Below are 22275 nucleotides of genomic sequence, written 5' to 3'. Positions count from 1 at the left end.
ATGTGCATGCCCTAGGGCGAACGCCGGGACCCATAACCACAGGGAGAACTTTTGCGAAGGGTAGGAGTTACGCGTTCTTCGGGACGACGACCGCCATTCCACGATAGATCACGCGGTATGGGTCCCGGCGTTCGCCGGGACGACAGCGGAGTATGGAGCGGCGATCAACTCCCACTCACGCACTCCGCGCCAGCGCGCCGTCGATCATGTTGACCGCGTTCTGCACGCCATACACCGCCACGAACGAGCCGAAGCGCGGGCCCTTCTCCTGGCCGAGCAGCACCTGGTAGAGCATGTTGAACCAGTCGAGCGTGACGCCGGGGCGACCGTCCTTGCCCTTCTTGACCTGGTCGAGGAAGGGATCGCGGCGGCCGATCTCGTAGACGACGTTCTGGATGTCCTCGGCGGAGGCGTCCGCCGGGAGCTGCGACAACGCATCGCGCAGATCCTGCAACGCGGCGCGCTCAACGTCGCTCGGTTGGCGGAACTGCTTCGTCGGCGCGACGAAATCGCGATAATAGTTGATGGCGTAGCCGACCATCGCGTCGAGCTTGGGATGCGTCTGCGGCGACACGCCGGGACGGTAGCGGCCGATAAAACCCCACAGCGTCTCGGCATTCTCCGCATTCGACGACGACACCAGCGTCAAGAGCAACTGGAACGTGACGGGCATGTCGGCCTTCGGCGGATGGCCATAATGGATGTGCCAGACCGGATTGCCGAGCTGCTGCTTGTCATCTTGTTTAGCAAAGCCGTCCGAGAATTGCTGGTAGTCGTCGACATTGCGCGGGATGACGTCGAAATACAGCCGCTTCGCCGCCTTCGGCTCGCGATACATGAACAGCGTCAGCGATTCCGGCGAGGCGTAGCGCAGCCATTCGTCGATGGTGAGGCCATTGCCCTTCGACTTCGAGATCTTCTGGCCCTGCTCGTCGAGGAAGAGCTCGTAATTAAAACCTTCGGGCGGCGTGCCGCCGAGCGCCTTGGCGATGGCGCCGGATAGCTTCACGGAATCGATCAGGTCCTTGCCGGCCATCTCGTAGTCGACGCCGAGTGCGACCCAGCGCATCGCCCAGTCGGCCTTCCACTGACACTTGACGTTGCCGCCGGTCACCGGCGTCTCAACTTCCTCGTTCGTATCGGGGTCGACGTAAGTCACCGTGCCCGCGGCGACGTCGCGGCGGATCATCGGCACTTGCAGCACGACACCGGTGGTCTTGCTGATCGGCAGGAACGGCGAATAGGTGGCGCGACGATCGGGTCCGAGCGTCGGCAGGATGATGTCCATGACCTTGTCGTAGGCGGCGAGCATCTTGAGCAGCGTCGCGTCGAAGCGGCCGGACTTGTAATAGACGGTCGAGCTTGCGAACTCGTAGTCGAAGCCGAAATGATCCAGAAACGCGCGCAGGCGCGCGTTGTTGGCGTCACCAAACGACGGATGCTCGTTCGAGAACGGGTCGGGCACCGCGGTGAGCGGCCGCCCCAGATATTGCGCCAGCAGATCCTTGTTCGGCACGTTGTCCGGCACCTTGCGGAAGCCGTCCATGTCGTCGGAGAACGCGAGCAGGCGCGTCTTGATCTTGTCCTCGGTCAGCACGCGGAAGGCATGGCGCACCATCGAGGTGCGCGCGATCTCGCCGAACGTGCCGATGTGTGGCAGGCCGGACGGGCCGTAACCGGTCTCGAACAGCACCTCGTCCTTCGGGCTTTTCTTCAGCCGCGCGACAATGGCCTTCGCCTGCTCGAACGGCCAGGCGTTGGATTGTTCGGCGAGCACGCGAAGATCGCTCGGACTCATGTTGGGATCGGTAACGGACATCAAGGGGCCTCCGGGCCGCGGAAAATAGCGATTTCCGGGCAGAATGCAATTTTGTGGGGCGACGCAGCCGCCTCCACCGTCATTGCGAGCGAAGCGAAGCAATCCAGAATCTTTCCGAGGAAACCGTCTGGATTGCTTCGTCGCAAGAGCTCCTCGCAATGACGGCGGAGGGAGCAGCGCCCGGGTTAAAACGGGCTCACCGAAAAATACCGCAGCCACAGATCCGTGTAGCGGCCTTTTTCCCAGACGCGGAACAGCGCCCAGTTCAGGGCCTGGCGCAGCACGTCGTTGCCCTTGCGCACGGCGATGCCGATGCCTTCGCCGAAGAAGCGGCTCTCGACGAAGGGGCCGCCGGAGAAGGCGCAGCAATCGCCGGAATCGGTGCCGTTGATCCAGAACGCCAGCGAGATTGCGTCGCCGAAGATGAAATCGACCTCGCCCTTGCGGAGCGCGGCGCGCAACGCATCGTCATCGGGATAGCCGTGCAGCTCGGCGTCGGTGAACATCGCCTTGAGATAGGCCTCATGCGCGGAGCCCGCGATGACGCCGACCTTCTTGCCTTCGAGATATTCGGGCCGGATCTCCGGCATCACCGCGTCCTTGCGCGAGGCAAAGCGCGCCGGCACGCGGTAATAGGGATCGGTGAAATCGACGCGCGCGCGCAGCTGCGGGCTCACCGCCATGGACGCAATGATCGCATCGCCACGGTTCGAGGTGAGCGCATCGACCAGCGTCTCGAATCGGCGCATCTGCACCGTGCAGGTGACCTTGATCTCCTCACAAAGAGAACGCGCGAGATCGACGTTGAAACCGGCCGGATTGCCATCGGCGCCGGTGTAGTTGAACGGCGGGTAGTCGGTCTCGGTCAGGAAGCGGATCACGGTCAGGCGCGACAAATCCGGCCGCTCCGGGCGCCTCCGCGGGTCCCAGAAGCCGGGTACGGCCTGGGGGGCAGCTTGAGGCGCGACCTGGGTCGTGGCTTGAGGCGCGGCAGGGGGCTGCTTGGCCGGAGCCTGCGCGCGTGCGCCGGGCAGGCTCGCGAGCAGGCACGCGGCGACGACCAGCCCCGTCAGCAAGCCACGGGCAGATTTGGACGATTTCGCCTGTTGCGATGGAGCCATCGGCCGGAAATGAACGAATTTCGTTGGGATCGGAGGGCCTTATAGACCATCCGGCCGGGAACGCGAGCGCCGATTGCAGTTAACCGGAGGCCTCAGAGATACCGCTTCAGCTCGGCCGCGGCCTCTTCCGGGGTCCGCTTCAGGTTGAACGGCGAGACGAAACGGCCGTCGCGGTCCATCAGATAGATCAGAGCGGTGTGGTCCATGGTGTAGTCGCCGTCCTTGGTCGGGACCTTCTTGGCATAGACCCGGTAGGAGGTGATCACCTTGGCGGTTTCGGCGGGATCGCCGCTGAGGCCCTCGAGGTGCGGATCGAAGCTCGAGAGATAATCCTTCATCGTCGCGGGCGTGTCGCGCTCGGGATCGACCGAGATGAAGACGGCGTTGACCTTGTCGGCATCCTTGCCCATCGCGCGCAGCACTTCCGACATCTCGAACAGCGAGGTCGGACAAACATCAGGGCAATGGGTGTAGCCGAAGAAGATCAGGGTCGGCTTGCCCTTGAGGTCCTTGTCGGTGAAGGCCTTGCCGGCCTGGTCGGTGAGCTGGAACGGGCCGCCGATCGCGGCCGGCTGCGCCACCTTGCTGACACCGCCCATGGCCCAGAACAGCACCAGCAGACCGACGACGAGGCTTGAGGCGAAGGCGGTCGCGATCACCAGCGGACGGGCGGTAGAACTCATGAGCGGAAAACTTCCTGTCGCGGGTCAGAAGCAGGCGGCAAAGCCGGTCCTGATCATTTCGAAGAACACCTGGGAGCCATAATGGAACCAGAGCGCGAGCGCGCCGATAACCATGAGCCCACCGACACACGCGCCGCCCCACAGCAGCACGGACGGCGTGCGCCCGGCAGTGGGCGAATTGTCCTCTAGCGGATGCGCCGGATGCAGTGGTTGAGCCATGACAACGACCGGGGCGAAGGCCCCGATTCCCTGCCTTTCAGATAGGCTTTGGCCCGCCAGCGGGCAAGGCACCGCTGGCGGGCCAAAAGGATCCCGTCATGCTGAGGATGTCAGTGAAGCAGCTGGCCCCGGGCGGATTCGAGCTGTTCCACTTGCGGGAGAGACCGGCGCGACGGCTTGATCGCCGAGGCTTGCGCGTCCAGGTAGCAGGGCTTGTACATGGCCTGGAGCTGCCTGCCCCTCAGGAACAGCATGTGCGGCGTGAGGCCGCCGCGCTGGTTGATCCAGCGCTTCACCTGCGAGGGATACATCGCATAGAGCATCTGGGTCGCTTCAGCATTGGTCACGGCGCGGCCATTGGCGCCGAAATCCCAGGCGGCGTGGAAGCCGAGCGTCGCGCTCGCGGTGACGCAGATGCGGTCGTGCGGGATGGCGCCGAGGACGATGGTGCAGGCCGAGGCACAGAGGCCGTCGATGATGACGGTGTCGCCGGACTGGCGCAGGTCCTGGTATTTGTCGACGTAGGTTCCGATCCGGCCGCCGCGGTCGTCCGCGATCCGAACCACCGCGTGAGACGCCCCCATGCAAGCGACCAGGAGAACCGCCGCAAGCAACCCCGTCAGAAACTTCATTGGCCCCCGCCCCAGTCGAATTCGAATCTGTGTGTCAGGTGGTGATGCATCGCTAGCGTCTGTCGTAACCAAGGTTTTGTCTAGGCACGCCGGCTCGCTCAAAACAAATTCAAATCCAGTGTTGCGTCCGCGCTGCACTGGGGCCGGCCCGGTCCCAAACTGGAACAAGTTAATGATGTCTTACGCGACAAGCCCTTGATCTCAGTTGCAACCGCTGGCTTCAATCCGGACAACTACAGGGGGGAACTCATGGCCGGGCATTCGACTGAGCAGGCTGACGTCATTGTCGTCGGCGGCGGACTATCGGGACTGGTGGCGGCGACCGAGATCGCCGATGCCGGCAAGCGCGTGATCGTCGTCGATCAGGAGGGCGAGCAGTCGCTCGGCGGCCAGGCGTTCTGGTCGTTCGGCGGATTGTTTCTGGTGAACTCGCCGGAACAGCGCCGGCTCGGCATCAAGGACTCCTTTGACCTCGCGATGCAGGACTGGCTCGGCGCCGCCGGCTTCGATCGCGACGAGGATTTCTGGCCGCGCCAATGGGCCGAGGCCTATGTGGCGTTCGCGGCCGGCGAGAAGCGCGCCTGGCTGCGCGCGATGGGGCATCGCATCTTTCCCGTGGTCGGCTGGGCCGAGCGTGGTGGCTATGACGCGATGGGCCACGGCAATTCGGTGCCCCGCTTTCACGTCACCTGGGGCACCGGCCCCGGCATCGTCGAGCCGTTCGAGCGCCGCGCGCGCGACGCCGCCAAGAGCGGCCGGCTGATCTTCAGGTTCCGCCATCGCGTCGATGCACTCTCGATCACCAACAGCACGGTGGATGGCGTCAGCGGCGCCATTCTCGCGCCAGACAACGTCGAGCGCGGCAAGAGCTCATCACGCACTGTCGTCGGCGAGTTCGCGCTGAAGGCGCAGGCCGTGATCGTGGCGTCCGGCGGCATCGGCGGCAATCATGACCTGGTGCGTGCGAACTGGCCGCAGCGACTCGGCGAGCCGCCAAAATTCATGATCTCCGGCGTGCCCGAGCATGTCGACGGCCGCATGATCGGCATCACCGAAAAATCAGGCGCGCGGCTGATCAACCGCGACCGCATGTGGCACTATGTCGAGGGCATCCAGAACTGGTCACCGATCTGGCCGCGCCACGGCATCCGCATCCTGCCCGGCCCGTCCTCGATGTGGTTCGACGCCACAGGCACGCGGCTGCCGGCGCCGCTATTCCCGGGGTCCGATACGCTCGGCCAGCTCAAATACATCATGTCCACCGGATATGATTATTCCTGGTTCATCCTGACGCAGGCCATCATCAAGAAGGAATTTGCGCTGTCGGGCTCGGAGCAGAATCCCGATCTCACCGGAAAAAGCTGGCGCATGACGTTGCGCCGCGCCACCAACAAGGGCGCGCCGGCGCCGGTGGAGGCGTTCAAAAGCCACGGTGTCGACTTCATCGTGCGCGACAATATCGAGGATCTCGTCGCCGCCATGAACAAGCTCGCCGATAATGATTTGCTTAAGCTCGACGAGATCAGGATGCAAATCGAGGCGCGCGACCGTGAGATCGCCAACCCCTACGTCAAGGACGCGCAGGTGATGAACATCCACAATGCGCGGCGTTACATCGGCGACAAGCTGATCCGCACGGCGTCACCGCACCGTATTCTCGATCCCGCGCAGGGGCCGCTGATCGCGGTCAAGCTCAACATCCTCACCCGCAAGACGCTGGGCGGTTTCGAGACCGATCTCGACTCGCGCGTGTTCGGCGCTGAGGGGAGCGTCATTCCCGGCCTCTATGCGGTCGGCGAAGCCGCCGGCTTCGGCGGCGGCGGCGTGCACGGTTATCGCTCGCTGGAGGGCACCTTCCTCGGCGGCTGCCTGTTCTCGGGCCGCAATGCCGGCCGTGCGGCGGCGAAAGCGGTGGGATAGATCATGCGGTGTGGGATGCATATCGGGGTGCTCGTTGCGGCACTCGCCGCAGCGCCAGCCGCATCCGCCGACACGATCGACGTCAACGGCGTGATGCGGTCCTACACCGCACAATTGCCGGCGAAAAAACCGGCGCCGCTCGTGATCGTGCTGCACGGCAAGACCCAGCGCGGCGCCGATATGATCACGCGGACGGCATGGCCGCAGGTCGCCAAACGCGAGGGGCTGGCCGTGGTGTTTCCCGATGGGCTCAACCATGCCTGGGCCGATGCGCGGACGAAGGCAGGACCTGAACTGCGCGGACCGCCCGCAGGCACCGATGACGTCGCCTTTATCGCGAAGCTGGTCGAGAAGCTGGTGGCCGACGGTACGGCCGATGCCAAACGCGTCTATGTCACCGGCGTCTCCAACGGCGGCGCCATGGTGATGACGCTGGTCTGTGCGCGCGCCGATCTGTTTGTGGCCGGCGCCAGCGTGATCATGAACCTCACCGATGAGACCGCCGTCACCTGCCATCCGTCGCGGCCGCTGCCGATGCTCATCATGAACGGCACAGCCGATCCGCTGATCCCTTACGAGGGTGGACGCGGATCGAGCTATTTTGCCGCAGACGGGTTCTGGTCCACCGAGAAGACCGTGGCATTTTGGCGCGAGCTCAATGGCTGCGAGAGCGACGACGCCAGCGTGACTGATCTCCCCGACAAGGCGCCCAACGATCAATCCAGCGTCACGCGGATCACATCACACTGCCCTGCAGGGCTGGACGTCCTGCTCTATCGCGTCAACGGCGGCGGCCACCGCATGCCCGGATTTGCGCCGGACGCCCGCTTCCCGAAGGTCGCAACCGGCCTGCTCGGGCCGCAGAACGGCGATATCGACGGCGCCGAGACGATTTGGGCTTTCTTCAGCCAGTTTCGCTGAATAAGCGCATGCTTCGCGAGAGCCGTATGCGTTGCCGGGGTGGCACAGCGCAGGCCGCTGCGCTAGAGAGAGCCGCCATTCCCATCAGGAGACCCCGTAAATGAGCATCCAGCGTTTTGAAACCGGCCCGCGCATGAGCCAGGTCGTCGTGCACGGCAACACCGTCTATCTCGCCGGCGTCGTCGCCAACAATGCGGCCGGCGAAAGCGTGACCAAGCAGACCCAGGACATCCTGAAGACCATCGACGGCCATCTCGCCAAGGCCGGCACCGACAAGTCGAAGCTGCTGTCGGCCACGATCTACATCACCGACATGAAGACGTTCCAGGAGATGAACGCGGTGTGGGACGGCTGGGTGTCGCCCGGCAACACCCCGGCCCGCGCCACCGTCGAAGCCAAGCTGGCCGCGCCGCAATACACCGTCGAGATCATGGTCACGGCGGCGAAGTAAATTCGCGCAGAACCGACATCCGAAAGGAGCGCGATGAGACCATCATCGCGCTCTTTTTTGCGGACGCATGATCTCCGAGGTAATCGATCCTCGTGCGCGAACCTTCGATAGTCAGGTCTGCCGGACCACACGGCGCCATCGAAGGAGAGTCTCATGACCGACCACGTCACCATCGCCAGCCGCTACATCGATCTCTGGAACGAGCGCGCAGCCGGCCGCCGTCGCGAACTGCTCAACGAGAACTGGACGGCGGATGCGAGCTATGTCGATCCGCTGATGAAGGGCGACGGCCAGGACGGCATCGATGCGCTGATCTCAGGCGTCCAGCAGCGCTTTCCAGACTTCAAGTTCAGCCTGATCGGCGAGCCCAATGGCTACGGCGACCATGTCCGCTTCAGCTGGGGGCTTGGACCCGATGGCGTCGACAGCCCGATCAAGGGGACGGATTTCGCCGTGCTGAAGGACGGGCGGATCAGGAGCATCACGGGATGTCTGGATCAGGTGCCCGCGGGGGTGTGAGGGCGTGCTGCCTCCTCAATCACAGCCGTCGTCCCGGCGAACGCCGGGACCCATACCGCGTGATTTCTCGATCGCGGAAGGTGGGAGTACCGAACGACAGATCTTCACCAAACTCCTCCCTGGGGTTATGGGTCCCGGCGTTCGCCGGGACGACAAGTGTGGGTGGGCGCCAGTTTGCGCCCATCATCCCACGGCCAGCCGATACGCCCGCTTCGCATTCACGCCAAACGTCTTCTCGCGCGCTTGCGGCCCTAGCTTCGCCAGGCACGCCTCCAGCGCGCTCTTGATGTCACCATAGCTGCCCGCCAGCAGGCACACCGGCCAGTCCGAGCCGAAGATCAGGCGGTCCTCGCCAAAGCAATTCGCGACGTGCTGGACGAACGGAAACAGCCGCTCGGCGTCCCAATCGGTCCACTTCGCTTCCGTCGCGAGACCCGAGACCTTGCACCAGACGTTGTCGCAGGCCGCAAGCGACGCGATACGGTCGGACCATTCGGCGCTGCCGCCATCGGCGATCGGCGGTTTTGCGGCGTGGTCGAGCACGAAACGTCCTTGCGGAAAGGCTTTTGCAGTCGCGATCGCGGCGCGGAGCTCGCGGGTGCGGACCAGCAAGTCATAGGTGAGATCGCGGGCGAACACGGCCGCTAGTCCGCGCTGGACGTCCGCGCGCAACAGCCAGTCGGCATCGGCTTCGTCGTGGACCTGGTGGCGGATACCGACCAGCTTTGCGCCGCCCGGCAAGCCGTGCAGGCGATCAAGCGTGCCACCGAGCGCTGCATCGGTCAGATCGGCCCAGCCGATGACACCGATGACCGAAGGCGTGGCATGCGCAACCGCCAAGAATTCCTCGGTCTCCTCGAGCGACGAGCGGCATTGCACCACGATGCTCGCGTCGATGCCATTCGCCTTCAGCAGCGGAGCAAGATCGGCGGGCCCGAACGCACGGCGGATCGGCGTGAGTTCAGGTCCCTCCATCCAGGGATAGTCCGCGCGCGCGGGATCCCAGAAATGCTGGTGCGCGTCGATGGCCATGTCTCACGCTCCGCCCGGCAGCGGCGCCCGCGCGTCGACGAGGTTTTTCGCACGCAGCTCCTGCCAGAAGGCTGGAGGCACCGTGTGCTCCGACATTGCGATGCTGTCGGTGACCTCTGCCGCGTTGCGCGCCCCCATTAAGGCGACCGTCACGGTCGGATGGGCCATGCAAAACTGGAGCGCGGCAGCCTTCAGCTCGGTACCATGCTTGCGGCAGAGCTGGTCGAGCTCCAGCGCGCGCACCACGAGTGCCGCGTCGGCATCCCGGTAATTGAACTTCGCGCCGCTGTGCGGATTGGCCAGAATGCCGCTGTTGTAGATGCCGCCGAGCAGGATGCCGATGTTCTTCGCCGCGCAGACCGGAAACAGCGCATCCAGCGCGCCCTGGTCGAGCAGCGTATAGCGGCCGGCGAGCAGGAAGCAGTCGACCGGCACGGCTTCGGCGAAACGCGTCAGCATCTCCGACTGGTTCATGCCGGAACCGATCGCCTTGACCGTGCCGTCGGCGCGCAGGCGCATCAGCGCGCGGAAGGCGCCGCTGACGGCCGCGTCATAGTGATCGTCGGGATCGTGCACGAGCAGCACGTCGACGCGATCGAGACCGAGGCGGTCGAGACTTTCCTCGACCGAACGCATCACGCCGTCATAGCTGAAATCGAATTGCGGCCGCAGCGCAGGCGCGCCCTTGTAGTCATCGTCCTCGGCCGCACTGGCATCCGGATGCAGCAGCCGGCCGACCTTGGTCGAGATCGCAAAGGAGTCCCGCTTCTGCTGGCGCAGGAACGCGCCCAAACGGCGCTCGGCGAGGCCAAAGCCGTAGAGCGGCGCGGTGTCGAAGAAGCGGACGCCGAGCGACCAGGCCTTCGCGACGGTGGCTTCCGCGTCCGCATCGCTGACCGCAGAAAACAGGCCGCCGAGCGGCGCCGAGCCAAGGCCGATTGCCGTAACATCGAGGCCGTTAGCCAATTGCGTACGCTTCATTGCAATCTCCTTCCAATCAGCAGCACTCCCTCCCCCGCAAGCGGGAGAGGGAGTGTAGCGCAGGAACGTTGGGCTGGTAACGTTCCTACTTCAACAGTTGAGCGACGTTATCCTTCGTCACCAGGTCGAGGCCGGTGTAGATCGTTTCCGGAACCTTCTGGCCCTTCTTGATCGCCAGCAGGGTGTCCATCGACTTCTCGCCCATTTCGAATGGGCGCTGGCCGGTGAGCGCGTTGGAGTAACCATCGCGCAGCAGTTCGAGCTGCATCTTCAGCGTATCGGCAACGACGAGCGTGAACTTGCCGGCGTCGATATCCTTCTTGTTCTTGTTGACGAAAGCCTTGAAACCTTCCGGCGCGAACATCGGCCAGCCACCGACCGGGATGATCGCGGCAAGGTCGGGCGTCGCGGTGCGCAGGTCCGACATCTGCTGGATCGCGAGCGTGAAGTCGTCGTTGCAGAAGGTCGGCGAACCCTGGACCTCGACCCATTTCGAGCCCTTGAGCGCTTCGCGGACACCGTCGACGCGCTCGGCAAGGTTCTTGGCACCCGGGCCACCGGAGACCATGGCATATTTGCCGCCGTCCGGCCGAAGCTGGAGCAACTGCTTGCCAAGCGCGACGCCGAAGTCCTTGTTGTTTGTGCCGATATAGGCCTGCCGCTTCGAACCCGGCGCATCCGCGTCAAACGTGATGACGGGAATGCCGGCCGCAGCCGCTGCGTCGATCGACTTGGTCATCGCCGCGACGTCTGCAACCGAGATTGCGAGCCCATCCACCTTCTGGGTGATGAAGTCCTGGATGATCTGCGCCTGCGTCGCCGGCTCGTGCTCGATCGGCCCCTTATAGATGCACTCGACATTGCCGAGTTCCTTGGCTCGCTTCATGCAGCCGTCGCGCGCCACGTCGAAGAACGGATTGTTCATCGCCTTGGGCACGACGGCGAACTTGTAGGTCTGGGCAAATGCCGGGGTCGCCATCATCGCGATGGTCACGCCGGCCAACAGAAGCTTCTTCATTTCTTCCCTCCACACTTTGTTGCCTATCCATTTGTGATGTGATGCCCCGGCAGGCGGATAGACGATGTTTCGTTGTCCTTCCGGAGTAACTGGTTAAGTCATGCGCGAGCGGATGCGGTCGACCAGCACGGCAAGGATGATGATCACGCCGACCAGCGTCTGCTGCCAGTAGGAGTTGACCTGCGCGAGCACGAGGCCGTTGCGGATCACCTCGAGCAACACACAGCCGACGATGGCACCGAGCGGACCGCCGATGCCGCCGGCCAGATTGGCGCCACCGATCACGGCGGCCGCAATCACGTTGAGCTCGTAGGAGGTCGCCATGTTGGCCGGCGCCGAGCCGAGCCAACCGGAGATGATGATGCCCTGGAGACCCGCGGCGAGCGCGCAGATCACGTAGACCTCGATCTTCACCCGCACGACCGGGATGCCGGTCAACTCCGCCGCTTTCTCGTTGCCGCCGAGCGCGAAGACGTGGCGGCCGAAACTGGTGTGATGCAGCACGACCGCCATCACGGCTGCGAGTATCATCAGGTAGATGAAGGGAGCGGGCACACCGAGCACGTCACCCGATGTCAGCGCATAGAAATAATCGGCGTCCGGGCCGCCGGGAAAGCTGCCGCGGCCGTTCGAGACGACATAGGCGAGCCCACGCACGATCGAGAGCATGCCGAGCGTGGTGACGAAGGGCGACAGCCCGAGCACCGCAATGCAGAAGCCGTTGACGAGCCCGACGATCAACGCAGCGCACAGCCCCGCAAGCACCGAGATCACGAAGATCAATCCGGGCACATTGGCGACGACGGTCTTGCCGTCGGCGGCCAAATGGACGAACGCCAATCCGGGCGCCGACAGCTCGACCATGACCATGGAGGTGATCATCGCAGAAAAACACATCATCGAGCCGACGGAGAGATCGATGCCGCCGGTGATGATGACGAAAGTGATTCCGAGCGTGGCGATGGCGATGAAGGAGAAGTTCTTCGCCACGTTCTGCATATTGCCCTCGGTGAAGAAATAGGGGCTGGCAAAATGCATCACGACCATCAGCACCAGGAGCGCCAGCAGGACGTAGCCGGTCTGGGAGGCGAAGATGCCGCGCCGCCACCATTTGACCTTGCTGACGTTCGAGAAGGTGATCGGGGATTCCAAGGGCATGGCCATTACGCCGCCTCCTTCGCGCCGGTGATGAGGGCGGTGACTTCCTCGGGCGAGGTCTCGTGGATCGGCTTGTCGGCCCGCTTCTCGCCGCGGCGCATGACGATGACGCGATCGCACACCGCGAACACGTCCGGCATGCGGTGCGAGATCAGCATCACGGCGACGCCCTGCTCTTTCAGGCGGTGAATCAGGCCCAATACCTGCTCGACCTGACGGACCGAGATCGCGGCGGTCGGCTCGTCCATCATCACCAGCCTTGCATTGGAGAGACGCGTCCGCGCGATCGCGACCGCCTGGCGCTGGCCGCCGGACATCTGCTTGACGAGATCGTCGGGGCGCGTCTCCGAGCGCAGCTCGCCGAACAGCTCAAGCGCACGCGACGCCATGGCCTTGTGATCAAGCAAAGCGATGGGCCCGAATTTGCGCTTCAGCTCGCGGCCGAGAAATACGTTGGCGGCGGCAGTCAGATTGTCGGCCAGTGCGAGGTCCTGATAGACGACCTCGATCCCGACCCCGCGTGCATCGATGGGCCGGTTGAAATGGACCGCGCTGCCGCCGAAGCGGATTTCGCCGTGGCTGGGGCGGAAATTGCCGGCGATGATCTTGACCAGGGTCGATTTGCCGGCGCCGTTGTCGCCCATCAGGCCGACCACTTCGCCCGGGTGGACATGCATATCGACATCATGCAGCGCGCGGATGGCGCCGAACTCCTTGCCGATGCCGGAGAGTTCGAGGACCGGTGTTGTGTCAGCACTTGCCATCAGCGACCTCAAACGTAGCGGTTAACGAGAGATTCCAGATATTCCTGCCGTCCCGAGCGTGGCTGCGGGTCGAAGCCAGGACCCAGTGCGCGATCGGAGAGATCGGCGAGCGAACGCTGCCCGCCGAGAATGGCACGGCCCTCGGCTCCCGCCCATCCACCGTAGCGGTCGGCGAGCGGCGTTGTGAGTGCCCCGGCATCGAGCATGTCGGCGGCAGCGAGGAAGGCCCGCGCGCAGGCGTCCATCGAGCCGACATGGGCATGAATGAGATCGTCGGGATCGATCGACTGACGGCGGATCTTGGCGTCGAAATTGAGCCCGCCCGAGGTGAAGCCGCCGCGGTTCAGGATCTCGTGGAACACCAGCGCCAGCTCACCCACATTCATCGCGAACTGGTCGGTGTCCCAGCCGAGCAGATCGTCGCCGCGGTTGATATCGAGCGAGCCGAACACGCCGAGCGCCTCGGCGAGCGCGACCTCGTGATGGAAGGAATGGCCTGCGAGGATGGCGTGGTTCTGCTCGATGTTGAGCTTGACGTCCTTGAGCAGATCGTAGCGCGCGAGGAAGCCGTAGCAGGTGGCGACGTCGAAATCATATTGATGCTTGGTCGGCTCCTTCGGCTTCGGCTCAATCAGGATCGGGCCCTTGAAGCCGATCTTGTGCTTGTGCTCGACCACGAGCGAGACGAAGCGGCCGAGCTGATCGAGCTCGCGCTTGAGATCGGTGTTGAGCAGCGTCTCGTAGCCCTCGCGGCCGCCCCACAGCACATAGTTCTGGCCGCCGAGCCGGTGCGTCACCTCCAGCGCGGCGCGGACCTGGCCGGCGGCATAGGTGAAAATCTCCGGGTCCGGATTGGTCGCGGCACCCGCCATGTAGCGGCGATGCGTGAACAGGTTTGCGGTGCCCCAGAGCAGGCGGACTTTTGCCGTGGCCATCTTCGCTTCGAACAGATCGGCGATCGCGTTGAGATTGGCGACGGATTCGCTGAGCGAGGCGCCTTCGGGCGCCGCATCGACGTCGTGGAAGGTGAAGAAGGGCACATCCAGCAGGCGGAACAGCTCGAAGGCGACGTCGGCCTTGGCGCGCGCCATCGCCATCGGATCAGAGCCGTGGTGCCACGGCCGCAGAAACGTCTCGCCGCCGAAGGGATCGGCACCTGGCCAGCAGAACGAATGCCAGTAGCAGACGGCGAAGCGCAGATGGTCCTCCAGCCTGCGGCCGTGAACCATGCGGTCCTTGTCGTACCAGCGGAAGGTGGGCGTATTTCCCGTATCCTTGCCAGCGAAGGCCACAGGCGTGCTTGCATCGAAGAATTTGGCTGACGCGTTCACTTAAAGACTCTCCTTCAATGCGGGGTAAAGCGCGCGCCAGTGGCGATAGGCCTCGTCATAGGCGGACGCTGCGGAGGCGCGGGGCACGAAACTGGCGAGCCGTCGCGGCCGGGTGCAGATTTGCGCGGGGGCCTCGCCGGTGGCAGCCAGCCGACCGAGCCGCGCAGCGCCGAGCGCGGCGCCGACCTCGCCCTCCTCGACGCGGTGCACGGCAATGCCGAGCACGTCGGCGCAGATCTGCGCCCAGAGCGGCGAGCGCGAGCCGCCGCCAACGAGATCGACTTCAGTGATCGCGCCGCCCGCCGCGCTCAGCGCCGCGAGATTGTCGCGCGCGGCGAAGGCGACGCCTTCAAGCACGGCCTGGACGATCTGGCTGCGGCCGGTCGCAGCGCGCAGCCCCACGAAGGCACCGCTCGCGGCGGCGTCGTTGTGCGGTGTGCGCTCGCCGTCGAGATAGGGCAGAAATTTGATAGGGCTCGGCCCCTCGACACACTCGCCAAGCGGCTCGAGTAGCGCCGCTGTGGGCGTCTCCATCACACCGGCGAGCCAGGCGAGCGAGGCCGCTGCCGACAGCATCACGCCCATCTGGTGCCAGAGACCCGGCAGCGCGTGACAGAATGCATGCACCGCCGAGGCGGGCGCGGGCGCAAAGCGATCGGTGACGCGGAACACCACACCTGAGGTTCCCAACGACAAAAACGCATCGCCGGGCGCGATCGCGCCGAGCCCGATCGCGCTCGCGGCATTGTCACCGGCGCCGCCGGCGACCACGACGTCCTTCACCATGCCCCAGCGCTGCGCGAATTCGCCCGCGAGCACAGCGCTCACCTCGCTGCCCTCGACAAGGCGCGGCATGTGATGCAGATCGAGTCCGGTGGCATGTAGCAGCTCCGCCGACCAGCTGCGCCGGCCGACATCGAGCCACAACGTACCAGCGGCGTCCGACATGTCCTCGACCATCTCGCCGGTGAGGCGATAGCGGACATAGGCCTTTGGCAGCAGCACTTTTGCGACGCGTTCGAAGATGCCTGGCTCGTGGTGGGCGACCCAGAGCAATTTTGGCGCGGTGAAGCCGGGCATCGCCAGATTGCCGGCGATGACGTGCAGCGAGGGGCAGCGGCGCTCGAGCTCGATGCATTCGGCGTGCGAGCGACCATCGTTCCAGAGGATCGCAGGCCGCAGCGGGCGCCCGTCCGAACCGAGCAGCGTCGCGCCATGCATCTGGCCTGACAGCCCGATGCCGCGCACGCCAGCAACATCACGCGGATGCGTGGCGGCGAGATCATCGACCGCACCGATCGCCGCATCGACCCAGGAATCGGGATCCTGCTCGGACCACAGCGGCTGCGGATGCGACAGCGCAAGCTCGCGCGATGCCGTCGCGACAACCGCGCCGGCTTCGCTCACGAGCACCGCCTTCACACCGGACGTGCCGATGTCCAATCCGAGATACAAACTCGTCCCTCCCTTAACGCTTGACGCGGTGCACGAACTGACGTCGCGCTTTCCGCAGTCACTCACTCCAAAACACAAAGCACCGCGCCTTGCGGCTACGGCAGATTGTCCCGCATCAGGATGTCGATGCGGATATTCTCCTGTTCGCTCAAGATCGGCTCGTTACGCGCAAGCGACAGCAGCACGCGCACGGCGGCGCGCGCCTCGTGCCCCGGGTTCTGCGAGATCGCGACATCCAGCGTGCCCTGCAGCAGCAGCCTTCGCGTCATCGCGGTGAGATCGTGGGCGATGAACACGATCTGCTTCTCGCGGCCAGCCTCGGTCAGGGCCTTGGCCACGCCTTGCGTGCCGGCGCCGACATTGTAGAGGCTGATGATGTCAGGATGCTTGTCGAGCAACCGCGATATCAGCTGCTCGGAGCGGTCGTCGTCGTCGCGCCCCTCGAGCAGAGGCAGGATGTCGAGGCGCGAAAACTCCGACGCCATCACCTGATTGAAGCCAAAAATGCGCTCGGCATGGTCGCGCAGGCCCTGCGATCCCGCGATGATGGCGACCTTGCCGGGCTTTTCGCCGACCAGCCGCCCGACCAGCGCGCCGGCGGTGCGGCCCGCCGCGATGTTGTCGATGCCGACATAATGGTGGCGGCGCGACGACGGCACGTCCGAGACCAGCGTCACCACCTTGGTGCCGGCATCGACGAGATCGTTGATCGCAGCGCGAACGCCGGGATGATCCAGCGCCACCACGGCAACGCCGTCATAGTCGCCCGAGAGCGTTTCGAGCGACGCCGCGAGCACGGACGGATCGAACACGTCCGTATTGATCAGCTCGACGCTGAGACGGCGGGCCGAGAGCCAGGCCGACATCTCGCCGAGATAGGCCTCGATCTGCTGCATGAACGGGTTCGCCCCGGTCGGCATGACAAAGGCAAACCGGCGGGCGCGGCCGCGGGCGAGCTCGGCGGCAGCCACATGCGGGTGAAAGGCATTGCGCGCGATCGTCTCCTGGACGCGCCGGACCGTGTCCGGCCGAACGCCGGGGCGATTATGCAGGACGCGATCGACCGTCGCCAGGCTGACACCGGCCTCGCGGGCGATGTCCTTTAGCGTCAGCGCGGCGGAGACGGTCTCTACGGCCATGCCTGAAGGCTAGCAGAGGTGTTTTGAGGTACGCAACTCATTTTGAGGGGCAAGACGATCTTTTCGAGCCCCGGTTGCGGCCGGCTTTAGTGGCCGCTCAAATCGAGTGTCAGAAACAGGCTGTTGGAGTCCTCGGCGTAGCCCTCGAACGGGCCGCACAGCACGAAGCCGTGCGCTTGATAGAGCGCGTGCGCCGGCTTGAAATAGTCCCACGAGCCGGTCTCGAGGCTCAGGCGCATGATGTCGCGCTTGCGCGCCTCGGCGATGATGTGGCGGAGCATCAGACCGCCAAAGCCGCGGCGGCGCGTGGTCTGGACCGTGTGCATCGACTTCACCTCGCCGTGGTCGGCGGACAGCGTCTTCAGCGCGCCGGTCGCGACCAGCGTCTCGCCGTCCCAACCGGTCCAGAACGCGACATCACTCGCACGGAGCCCTGCGAGATCGAGCGCATGCGCACTGCCAGGGGCAGTCTGCGCCCGCGCCGCGGTGACGTGATGGTCGAGCAGCGCGACAACGCGCGGATCGAAGGTGTCGCCGGTGCGGATCTGCATGGTCATGGCTTTACGTTGCTCGCAAGCTGCTTCTGCATGAAGACGAGATCGAGCCAGCGGCCGAACTTGCAGCCGACCTCCGGCATGCGGGCAACCTCGATGAAGCCGAGCGAGGCGTGCAGGCCGATCGAGCCGGCGTTGGCGGCATCGATCCCGGCGATCATGGCATGCTTGTTCAGGCTCGTTGCGCGCTCGATCAGCGCGGCCACCAAGCTGCGGCCGATGCCTGCGCGATGATGCCGCTCGTCGACATAGACCGAGTTCTCCACGGTGTGGCGATAGCCGGGAAAGGGACGGAAATCGCCGAACGAGGCGAAGCCGACGACGTCCCTGCCCTTCATCGCGACCAGAACGGGATAGCCCGCCTGCTGCCGTGCGCGGATCCAGTCGCGGCGCGAGTCGAGATCGGCCGGGCCGTCGGTCCACACCGCCGTGGTGTTGATCGCGGCGAAATTGTAGATGGCGAGGATATCCGCGGCATCCTCCAGCGTGGCGTCCCGTACGATCAGCGGCATCACATCTTCCCGTATGACGTGCCGCGCCGCGTGATGATGACGTAGCGCGCATCCTGCTTGGTTTCGTTCTCGAAGGTCACCGAGCGCATCACGTCGAAGTCGAGGCAGTCGCCGTCACGCAGCCGCACCGCCTTGGCGTCGATATGCACGCAGACCGCACCCTCCAGCATCAGCAGTTGCTGGGTGAAGGCGTTGCGGCCCCAGGGGCTGTAGGCGACGCGCGCACCGGCCGGCAGGTCGACGACGATGATCTCGATGCCGCTCGCCGCATCGGCCGGCGAGGCATGACGCCGCCGGTAGCCGCTGTCGGGATCGCGCCATTGCGGCTGGTCGGCCAGCCGCGTCAGCCGCTCCGGCGGCTTCTCCGAGAGCGCGACGACGTCGCTGAGCGAGACGTCGAGCGCGGCACAGAGCTTGTTGAGCAGCGCCGCCGTGGCACTGCTCTGCGCCCGCTCCACCCGCCCGATCATGGCCCGGCTGACACCGGAGCGGCTAGCGAGTTCGTTCAAGGTCATGCCGGCCTGCGTCCTCAGAATCTTCAATCGGCGACCGATCGCCCTGTCGAGTTTTTGCTGGTCCATGGCCTCTATCCGAACATCGCCCGGCACGAGGACCGCATCCGCCGGGCGGGAGGAGATTAGGCCGGAGGAGCGGTGCGTGCCGGGAGCACGGGGCTAATATATTGGAATTTTGGCGCGGCGCCGCGCTCTTCACGCCAAGGTTTGCGGCCGCGGTCAAAGCAAGGCCAAAATTCGCTAAACGAGAAAATCCGACGCTGCGCCGTGGACCTGCGGGACCAGGGATCCAGGTGCGAGGTGAAGTGTCATTGCATGATGATCCGCATCGGTCAGCGTCAGAATATCGGTCTGAGAGTCAAAGGCCACGTTCACCTTGGTGTCGAAGCCATCCAGGACCAGCGTTGAGCCTGGCATATAGTTTGCGATGACACCCGATGTCTGCTTGGCACCGGGCCCGAAGACAAATGAATCTGTACCGGCCAGAACGACGTTGTTGCTGAGATTACCCGTGACCGCCAACGTCGCGTTGTTGACGTAGACAGTTCCAGTTCCGCTCAAATGATCGACCTTGAGCACGCCGCCATCCAGGACAGTGCCGTTGTTGACGAGGTTGCCTGAGACATCCACCTCACTGCCGGCGCGGACATCGACGAGGCCGCCGCCATTTGTCAGGCCGTTCCTGAAGTCGATCGCGCCGCCCTGATCGGCGGCGATCGTTGCAAATCCGTTGAAAACGGCGTCGTCGAAATTGAGCGAGGCGTGCGTGGCTTCGATCAGGCCGTTGTTGGTGACGGAATTGCCGGTGTTCACCTCAAGCGGTTGGGACCCGTTCGCATCGAGCGTGCCGGCGAAGCCGATATTCAAAGTGAGGCTGTGGTCGCCGCTTCCGATCGTGCCGGCGCCATCGATCGTGCCGCCCTCAAGGTCGAGCGTGTGATGCGCACCGCTGTTCAGAACCAGGGAGCCCGGGTCGAGCTTGATCTCGCCGTTGCCGATGACGACGACGTCGCCGGTCAGGACAGTTTTGGTGGCATTGAAGAGCTCGATCTTGCCGCCGTTGTTCAGCAAGCCGCTGACGTTCAGAACGCTTCCGGCACTGTCGTCAAACACGGTACCAGCATTGAGTGTCACGTTGTTGAAGGTGTTGGTGCTGCCTGCAACGGATCCGATCAGCCCGCCGGATGTCGCGTCGAGCGAAATCCCGTCGAGATGCACATTGTCGAAGGTGATGGCACCACCATTGGCGACGATCACACCGAGGGAACCGCCGAAGATCATATCGTTCGCGAGCGCGAGCGTCGCCTGGGTTTCGTTCAGTGATCCGAGATCACTGATCAGGCTGTTGCTAACGACACCGGTGCTGCCGGTCTCATGCAGGTTCCCGGTCACGCCGATACTGATCGTTGCCCGATCGATCGATGTGAAGCCGGTCGAGCCGGTGACAATCAGAACGCCGCCGGAAGCGGTGTCATTCACGTCAGTGACCGTGATCGCGACGTTCTTTGTGGTGATTTTCTCCCCGTCGCTGACAGCTACGGTGACGTCATAGACATTGTCGTGGTTTGCGTCTTTCGGCGCTTCGAAGTCGGGCGCAGACTTGAACGTCACATCGCCCTTCGCCGACACGTCGAACAGAGCCGCGTCAGTGCCGGACAGCGAATAGGTCAGCGCGGGGCTGTCCACGTCGGTCGCCGCGACGTGGTAGGCGACGCCGGTGCCATTCTCCGCGAAGCTTGCCGTCGGACCCGAGCCGATCACGGGTGCATCATCGATTCCTGTCAGCGTCACGGTGATGTTCTGCGTCGCGGAACCGCCGTGGCCGTCGTCGAGGGTCAAGGTGAAGGTGTCGGTATGGGTCTGTCCGGCCGCGAGCGGAGCGATGTTGGCGTGAGAGACATCATAGCTCCACGTCACCTTGCCATCGGCATCGTCGATGGTGGCCGTGAGTGTGCCGAGATCGCCGCTTTGCGATGCCACCGAGATCGTGTGAGTGTCGGTCTTGTCCGCGTCGGTAAAAAACACCGCCCCCGATGTCGAAACATGGGCGGCGCCATTGTCCGTCAGCTTCGCTTCCGTGACGGATAGCTGACCAAGATCTTTTACAAAGATATCGGAAGTACCGTTAGAATCGCCCGGCACCAGGTTGCTGGCTGAAGACTCGAATACCAACTTGGTGCCATCAGCCGAGAAGCCGGGAAGCTGGCTGTTGCCGTTTGCCCGTGTCCCGCTCGCGTTGGTCGAGACAACCGTGACGGCGCCGGTGGTCAGGTCCTTCACATAGATATCGAAGCCATTGGCACCCGGCACCAGATTGTCGGCGAAGGAATAGAACGCAATCTTGGTGCCATCAGGCGAGAACACGGGTTTCTGGGCTTCGCCGTTGTCCTGCGGGGTTCCGTCGGCACTGGCCGATACCAACGTGATCACGCCTGTGGTCAGATCTTTAACGACAATGTTGCCGATTCCGATATTGGAACTCCCCGGCACGAGGTTATCGGCGAAGGTATAGAACGCCACCTTGGTGCCATCAGGCGAGAACACCGGGTCGTAGCTGCCGCCATTCCCGTGAACGCCGCTGGCGCTGTCCGACACCAGCGTGGTGACCCCGGTGGCAAGATCCTTCATGTAGATATTGCTGATGGCGCCACCTCCTGTGGTGGACCCGAATACGATTTTGGTGCCATCGGGCGAGAACGAGGGGGCGAAGGTAAAGCCATTCTGATCCCCGCCGCTGCCGTCTCCTCCGTTATACGGACTGGCTCCCACGAGCGTTATCGCGCCAGTGGTCAAGTCCTTCACGAAGATGTCGCGCACATGGTCGGTATCGCCCGACACGAGATTGTCGGCATCGGAATAGAACGCAACCTTCGTGCCGTCAGGCGAGAATATCGGGTTGGTGCTCTGGAAGCCGTCCGCCTGCGCCCCGCTGATACTGGTCGACACGCGCGTGATGGCGCCGGTGGTCAGGTCCTTCACGAAGATGTCGTAACCTTGATTGGTATCGCCCGGCACCAGATTGTCGGAAGCAGACGAGAACGCCAGCTTGGTACCATCGGGCGAAAAAACCGGCTGATAGCTTAAGCTATCCCCCTGCACCCCGCTGGCACTGGTTGAGACGAGCGTGATCGCGCCAGTCGTCAGGTCCTTCACGAAGACGTCGGGTAGACCGTTGGTGTCGCCGGGCACCAGATTGTCGGCATAGGATTCGAACGCCACTTTCGTGCCGTCGGGCGAGAACACGGGCTGGTGACTTTGGCCATCCGCCTGCGCCCCGGTTGTGCTGGTCGACACGCGCGTGACGGAACCGTCGCTACCACCGTCGGCGGTGAAAACAGGTGCTGAGTTTGGCATCAATGCCTCCGTTTGCCCGGCAACAGGCCGGACCCGAATGTTTTGTTCGATGATCAGAAACAAGAACGCGGCGCCAATAAGTCGCTGCTGACCATCAAAGCAAGTTTAGTGCCCCCAGATGACGAACGCTTGATGTCGCTCGATGCGTCATTGCTGCGAAGCTGCGAATGATGGTGC

Annotated in this window: 21 protein-coding genes; 4 read left to right on the top strand and 17 right to left on the bottom strand. The window is 64.1% G+C overall.

What is annotated here, in order from left to right:
- Positions 1 to 175 precede the first annotated feature (175 nt).
- From FXB40_RS23620 to FXB40_RS23600, 5 genes are all read right to left on the bottom strand, one after another.
- Positions 176 to 1819: a lysine--tRNA ligase gene (locus FXB40_RS23620; protein ID WP_148774604.1), complete on the bottom strand. Its 1644-nt coding sequence runs from the start codon at positions 1817 to 1819 to the stop codon at positions 176 to 178.
- Positions 1820 to 2004: 185 nt separating this feature from the next.
- A complete protein-coding gene (locus tag FXB40_RS23615) occupies positions 2005 to 2940 on the bottom strand; it encodes a transporter substrate-binding domain-containing protein (protein ID WP_148774603.1) in 936 nt (311 codons plus the stop codon).
- A gap of 92 nt (positions 2941 to 3032) precedes the next feature.
- A complete protein-coding gene (locus FXB40_RS23610; protein ID WP_148774602.1) occupies positions 3033 to 3623 on the bottom strand; it encodes an SCO family protein in 591 nt (196 codons plus the stop codon).
- Positions 3624 to 3647: 24 nt separating this feature from the next.
- Positions 3648 to 3842 carry a hypothetical protein gene (locus tag FXB40_RS23605; protein WP_148774601.1) on the bottom strand — a complete coding sequence of 65 codons (195 nt, stop codon included), beginning with the start codon at positions 3840 to 3842 and terminating at the stop codon, positions 3648 to 3650.
- Between the two features lie 110 nt (positions 3843 to 3952).
- A complete protein-coding gene (locus tag FXB40_RS23600; RefSeq protein WP_187437089.1) occupies positions 3953 to 4474 on the bottom strand; it encodes a hypothetical protein in 522 nt (173 codons plus the stop codon).
- 249 nt (positions 4475 to 4723) lie between these two features.
- Here FXB40_RS23600 and FXB40_RS23595 point away from each other — a divergent pair, with 249 nt between their 5' ends.
- From FXB40_RS23595 to FXB40_RS23580, 4 genes are all read left to right on the top strand, one after another.
- Positions 4724 to 6394: an FAD-binding dehydrogenase gene (locus tag FXB40_RS23595; RefSeq protein WP_148774599.1), complete on the top strand. Its 1671-nt coding sequence runs from the start codon at positions 4724 to 4726 to the stop codon at positions 6392 to 6394.
- A 3-nt stretch (positions 6395 to 6397) separates the two neighbouring features.
- Positions 6398 to 7315, top strand: a complete 918-nt coding sequence (locus FXB40_RS23590) for a CE1 family esterase (RefSeq protein ID WP_148774598.1) — start codon at positions 6398 to 6400, stop codon at positions 7313 to 7315.
- A gap of 100 nt (positions 7316 to 7415) precedes the next feature.
- On the top strand, positions 7416 to 7766 hold the full coding sequence (locus FXB40_RS23585) for a RidA family protein (protein WP_148774597.1): 351 nt from the start codon (positions 7416 to 7418) through the stop codon (positions 7764 to 7766).
- Between the two features lie 153 nt (positions 7767 to 7919).
- Positions 7920 to 8285, top strand: a complete 366-nt coding sequence (locus tag FXB40_RS23580; protein WP_148774596.1) for a nuclear transport factor 2 family protein — start codon at positions 7920 to 7922, stop codon at positions 8283 to 8285.
- A 183-nt stretch (positions 8286 to 8468) separates the two neighbouring features.
- On the opposite strand, the gene FXB40_RS23570 is transcribed toward FXB40_RS23580, so the two are convergent.
- From FXB40_RS23570 to FXB40_RS23515, 12 genes are all read right to left on the bottom strand, one after another.
- Positions 8469 to 9317: an amidohydrolase family protein gene (locus FXB40_RS23570; protein WP_148774595.1), complete on the bottom strand. Its 849-nt coding sequence runs from the start codon at positions 9315 to 9317 to the stop codon at positions 8469 to 8471.
- A gap of 3 nt (positions 9318 to 9320) precedes the next feature.
- Complete coding sequence (locus tag FXB40_RS23565) at positions 9321 to 10298, bottom strand: aldo/keto reductase (protein WP_148774594.1); 978 nt, start codon at positions 10296 to 10298, stop codon at positions 9321 to 9323.
- Positions 10299 to 10383: 85 nt separating this feature from the next.
- Positions 10384 to 11316: a sugar-binding protein gene (locus tag FXB40_RS23560; protein WP_148774593.1), complete on the bottom strand. Its 933-nt coding sequence runs from the start codon at positions 11314 to 11316 to the stop codon at positions 10384 to 10386.
- Positions 11317 to 11409: 93 nt separating this feature from the next.
- Positions 11410 to 12480 (bottom strand): ABC transporter permease, encoded by a 1071-nt coding sequence (locus FXB40_RS23555; protein ID WP_148774592.1) that lies wholly within the window; start codon positions 12478 to 12480, stop codon positions 11410 to 11412.
- Positions 12480 to 13238: an ATP-binding cassette domain-containing protein gene (locus FXB40_RS23550; RefSeq protein WP_148774591.1), complete on the bottom strand. Its 759-nt coding sequence runs from the start codon at positions 13236 to 13238 to the stop codon at positions 12480 to 12482. The genes FXB40_RS23555 and FXB40_RS23550 overlap by 1 nt, the downstream gene beginning before the upstream one ends.
- A gap of 8 nt (positions 13239 to 13246) precedes the next feature.
- Positions 13247 to 14569: a xylose isomerase gene (gene xylA / locus FXB40_RS23545; RefSeq protein ID WP_148774590.1), complete on the bottom strand. Its 1323-nt coding sequence runs from the start codon at positions 14567 to 14569 to the stop codon at positions 13247 to 13249.
- Positions 14570 to 16024 carry a xylulokinase gene (xylB, locus tag FXB40_RS23540; RefSeq protein WP_148774589.1) on the bottom strand — a complete coding sequence of 485 codons (1455 nt, stop codon included), beginning with the start codon at positions 16022 to 16024 and terminating at the stop codon, positions 14570 to 14572.
- A 95-nt stretch (positions 16025 to 16119) separates the two neighbouring features.
- Positions 16120 to 17163, bottom strand: a complete 1044-nt coding sequence (locus FXB40_RS23535; RefSeq protein WP_148774588.1) for a LacI family DNA-binding transcriptional regulator — start codon at positions 17161 to 17163, stop codon at positions 16120 to 16122.
- Between the two features lie 86 nt (positions 17164 to 17249).
- Entirely contained in the window at positions 17250 to 17714 is a 465-nt protein-coding gene (locus FXB40_RS23530; RefSeq protein WP_187437090.1) for a GNAT family N-acetyltransferase, read from the bottom strand.
- Positions 17715 to 17716: 2 nt separating this feature from the next.
- Positions 17717 to 18229 (bottom strand): GNAT family N-acetyltransferase, encoded by a 513-nt coding sequence (locus FXB40_RS23525; protein WP_187437088.1) that lies wholly within the window; start codon positions 18227 to 18229, stop codon positions 17717 to 17719.
- Complete coding sequence (locus FXB40_RS23520; RefSeq protein WP_187437087.1) at positions 18229 to 18810, bottom strand: helix-turn-helix domain-containing protein; 582 nt, start codon at positions 18808 to 18810, stop codon at positions 18229 to 18231. The genes FXB40_RS23525 and FXB40_RS23520 overlap by 1 nt, the downstream gene beginning before the upstream one ends.
- A 174-nt stretch (positions 18811 to 18984) precedes the next feature.
- Entirely contained in the window at positions 18985 to 22161 is a 3177-nt protein-coding gene (locus tag FXB40_RS23515; protein WP_246207855.1) for a VCBS domain-containing protein, read from the bottom strand.
- Positions 22162 to 22275: the final 114 nt, after the last annotated feature.

Origin of the sequence: Bradyrhizobium rifense (genome assembly GCF_008123425.1) — a bacterium.
Taxonomy (GTDB): Bacteria; Pseudomonadota; Alphaproteobacteria; order Rhizobiales; family Xanthobacteraceae; genus Bradyrhizobium; species Bradyrhizobium rifense.
Note: the sequence above shows the minus strand (reverse complement) of the source record. Positions and strands in the feature narration are given on the sequence as shown.

Coding starts and splice junctions, on each gene's coding strand:
- FXB40_RS23620 (WP_148774604.1), bottom strand. CDS start 1,819: ATGTCCGTTACCGATCCCAACATGAGTCCGAGCGATCTTCGCGTGCTC.
- FXB40_RS23615 (WP_148774603.1), bottom strand. CDS start 2,940: ATGGCTCCATCGCAACAGGCGAAATCGTCCAAATCTGCCCGTGGCTTG.
- FXB40_RS23610 (WP_148774602.1), bottom strand. CDS start 3,623: ATGAGTTCTACCGCCCGTCCGCTGGTGATCGCGACCGCCTTCGCCTCA.
- FXB40_RS23605 (WP_148774601.1), bottom strand. CDS start 3,842: ATGGCTCAACCACTGCATCCGGCGCATCCGCTAGAGGACAATTCGCCC.
- FXB40_RS23600 (WP_187437089.1), bottom strand. CDS start 4,474: ATGAAGTTTCTGACGGGGTTGCTTGCGGCGGTTCTCCTGGTCGCTTGC.
- FXB40_RS23595 (WP_148774599.1), top strand. CDS start 4,724: ATGGCCGGGCATTCGACTGAGCAGGCTGACGTCATTGTCGTCGGCGGC.
- FXB40_RS23590 (WP_148774598.1), top strand. CDS start 6,398: ATGCGGTGTGGGATGCATATCGGGGTGCTCGTTGCGGCACTCGCCGCA.
- FXB40_RS23585 (WP_148774597.1), top strand. CDS start 7,416: ATGAGCATCCAGCGTTTTGAAACCGGCCCGCGCATGAGCCAGGTCGTC.
- FXB40_RS23580 (WP_148774596.1), top strand. CDS start 7,920: ATGACCGACCACGTCACCATCGCCAGCCGCTACATCGATCTCTGGAAC.
- FXB40_RS23570 (WP_148774595.1), bottom strand. CDS start 9,317: ATGGCCATCGACGCGCACCAGCATTTCTGGGATCCCGCGCGCGCGGAC.
- FXB40_RS23565 (WP_148774594.1), bottom strand. CDS start 10,298: ATGAAGCGTACGCAATTGGCTAACGGCCTCGATGTTACGGCAATCGGC.
- FXB40_RS23560 (WP_148774593.1), bottom strand. CDS start 11,316: ATGAAGAAGCTTCTGTTGGCCGGCGTGACCATCGCGATGATGGCGACC.
- FXB40_RS23555 (WP_148774592.1), bottom strand. CDS start 12,480: ATGGCCATGCCCTTGGAATCCCCGATCACCTTCTCGAACGTCAGCAAG.
- FXB40_RS23550 (WP_148774591.1), bottom strand. CDS start 13,238: ATGGCAAGTGCTGACACAACACCGGTCCTCGAACTCTCCGGCATCGGC.
- FXB40_RS23535 (WP_148774588.1), bottom strand. CDS start 17,163: ATGGCCGTAGAGACCGTCTCCGCCGCGCTGACGCTAAAGGACATCGCC.
- FXB40_RS23530 (WP_187437090.1), bottom strand. CDS start 17,714: ATGCAGATCCGCACCGGCGACACCTTCGATCCGCGCGTTGTCGCGCTG.
- FXB40_RS23525 (WP_187437088.1), bottom strand. CDS start 18,229: ATGCCGCTGATCGTACGGGACGCCACGCTGGAGGATGCCGCGGATATC.
- FXB40_RS23520 (WP_187437087.1), bottom strand. CDS start 18,810: ATGGACCAGCAAAAACTCGACAGGGCGATCGGTCGCCGATTGAAGATT.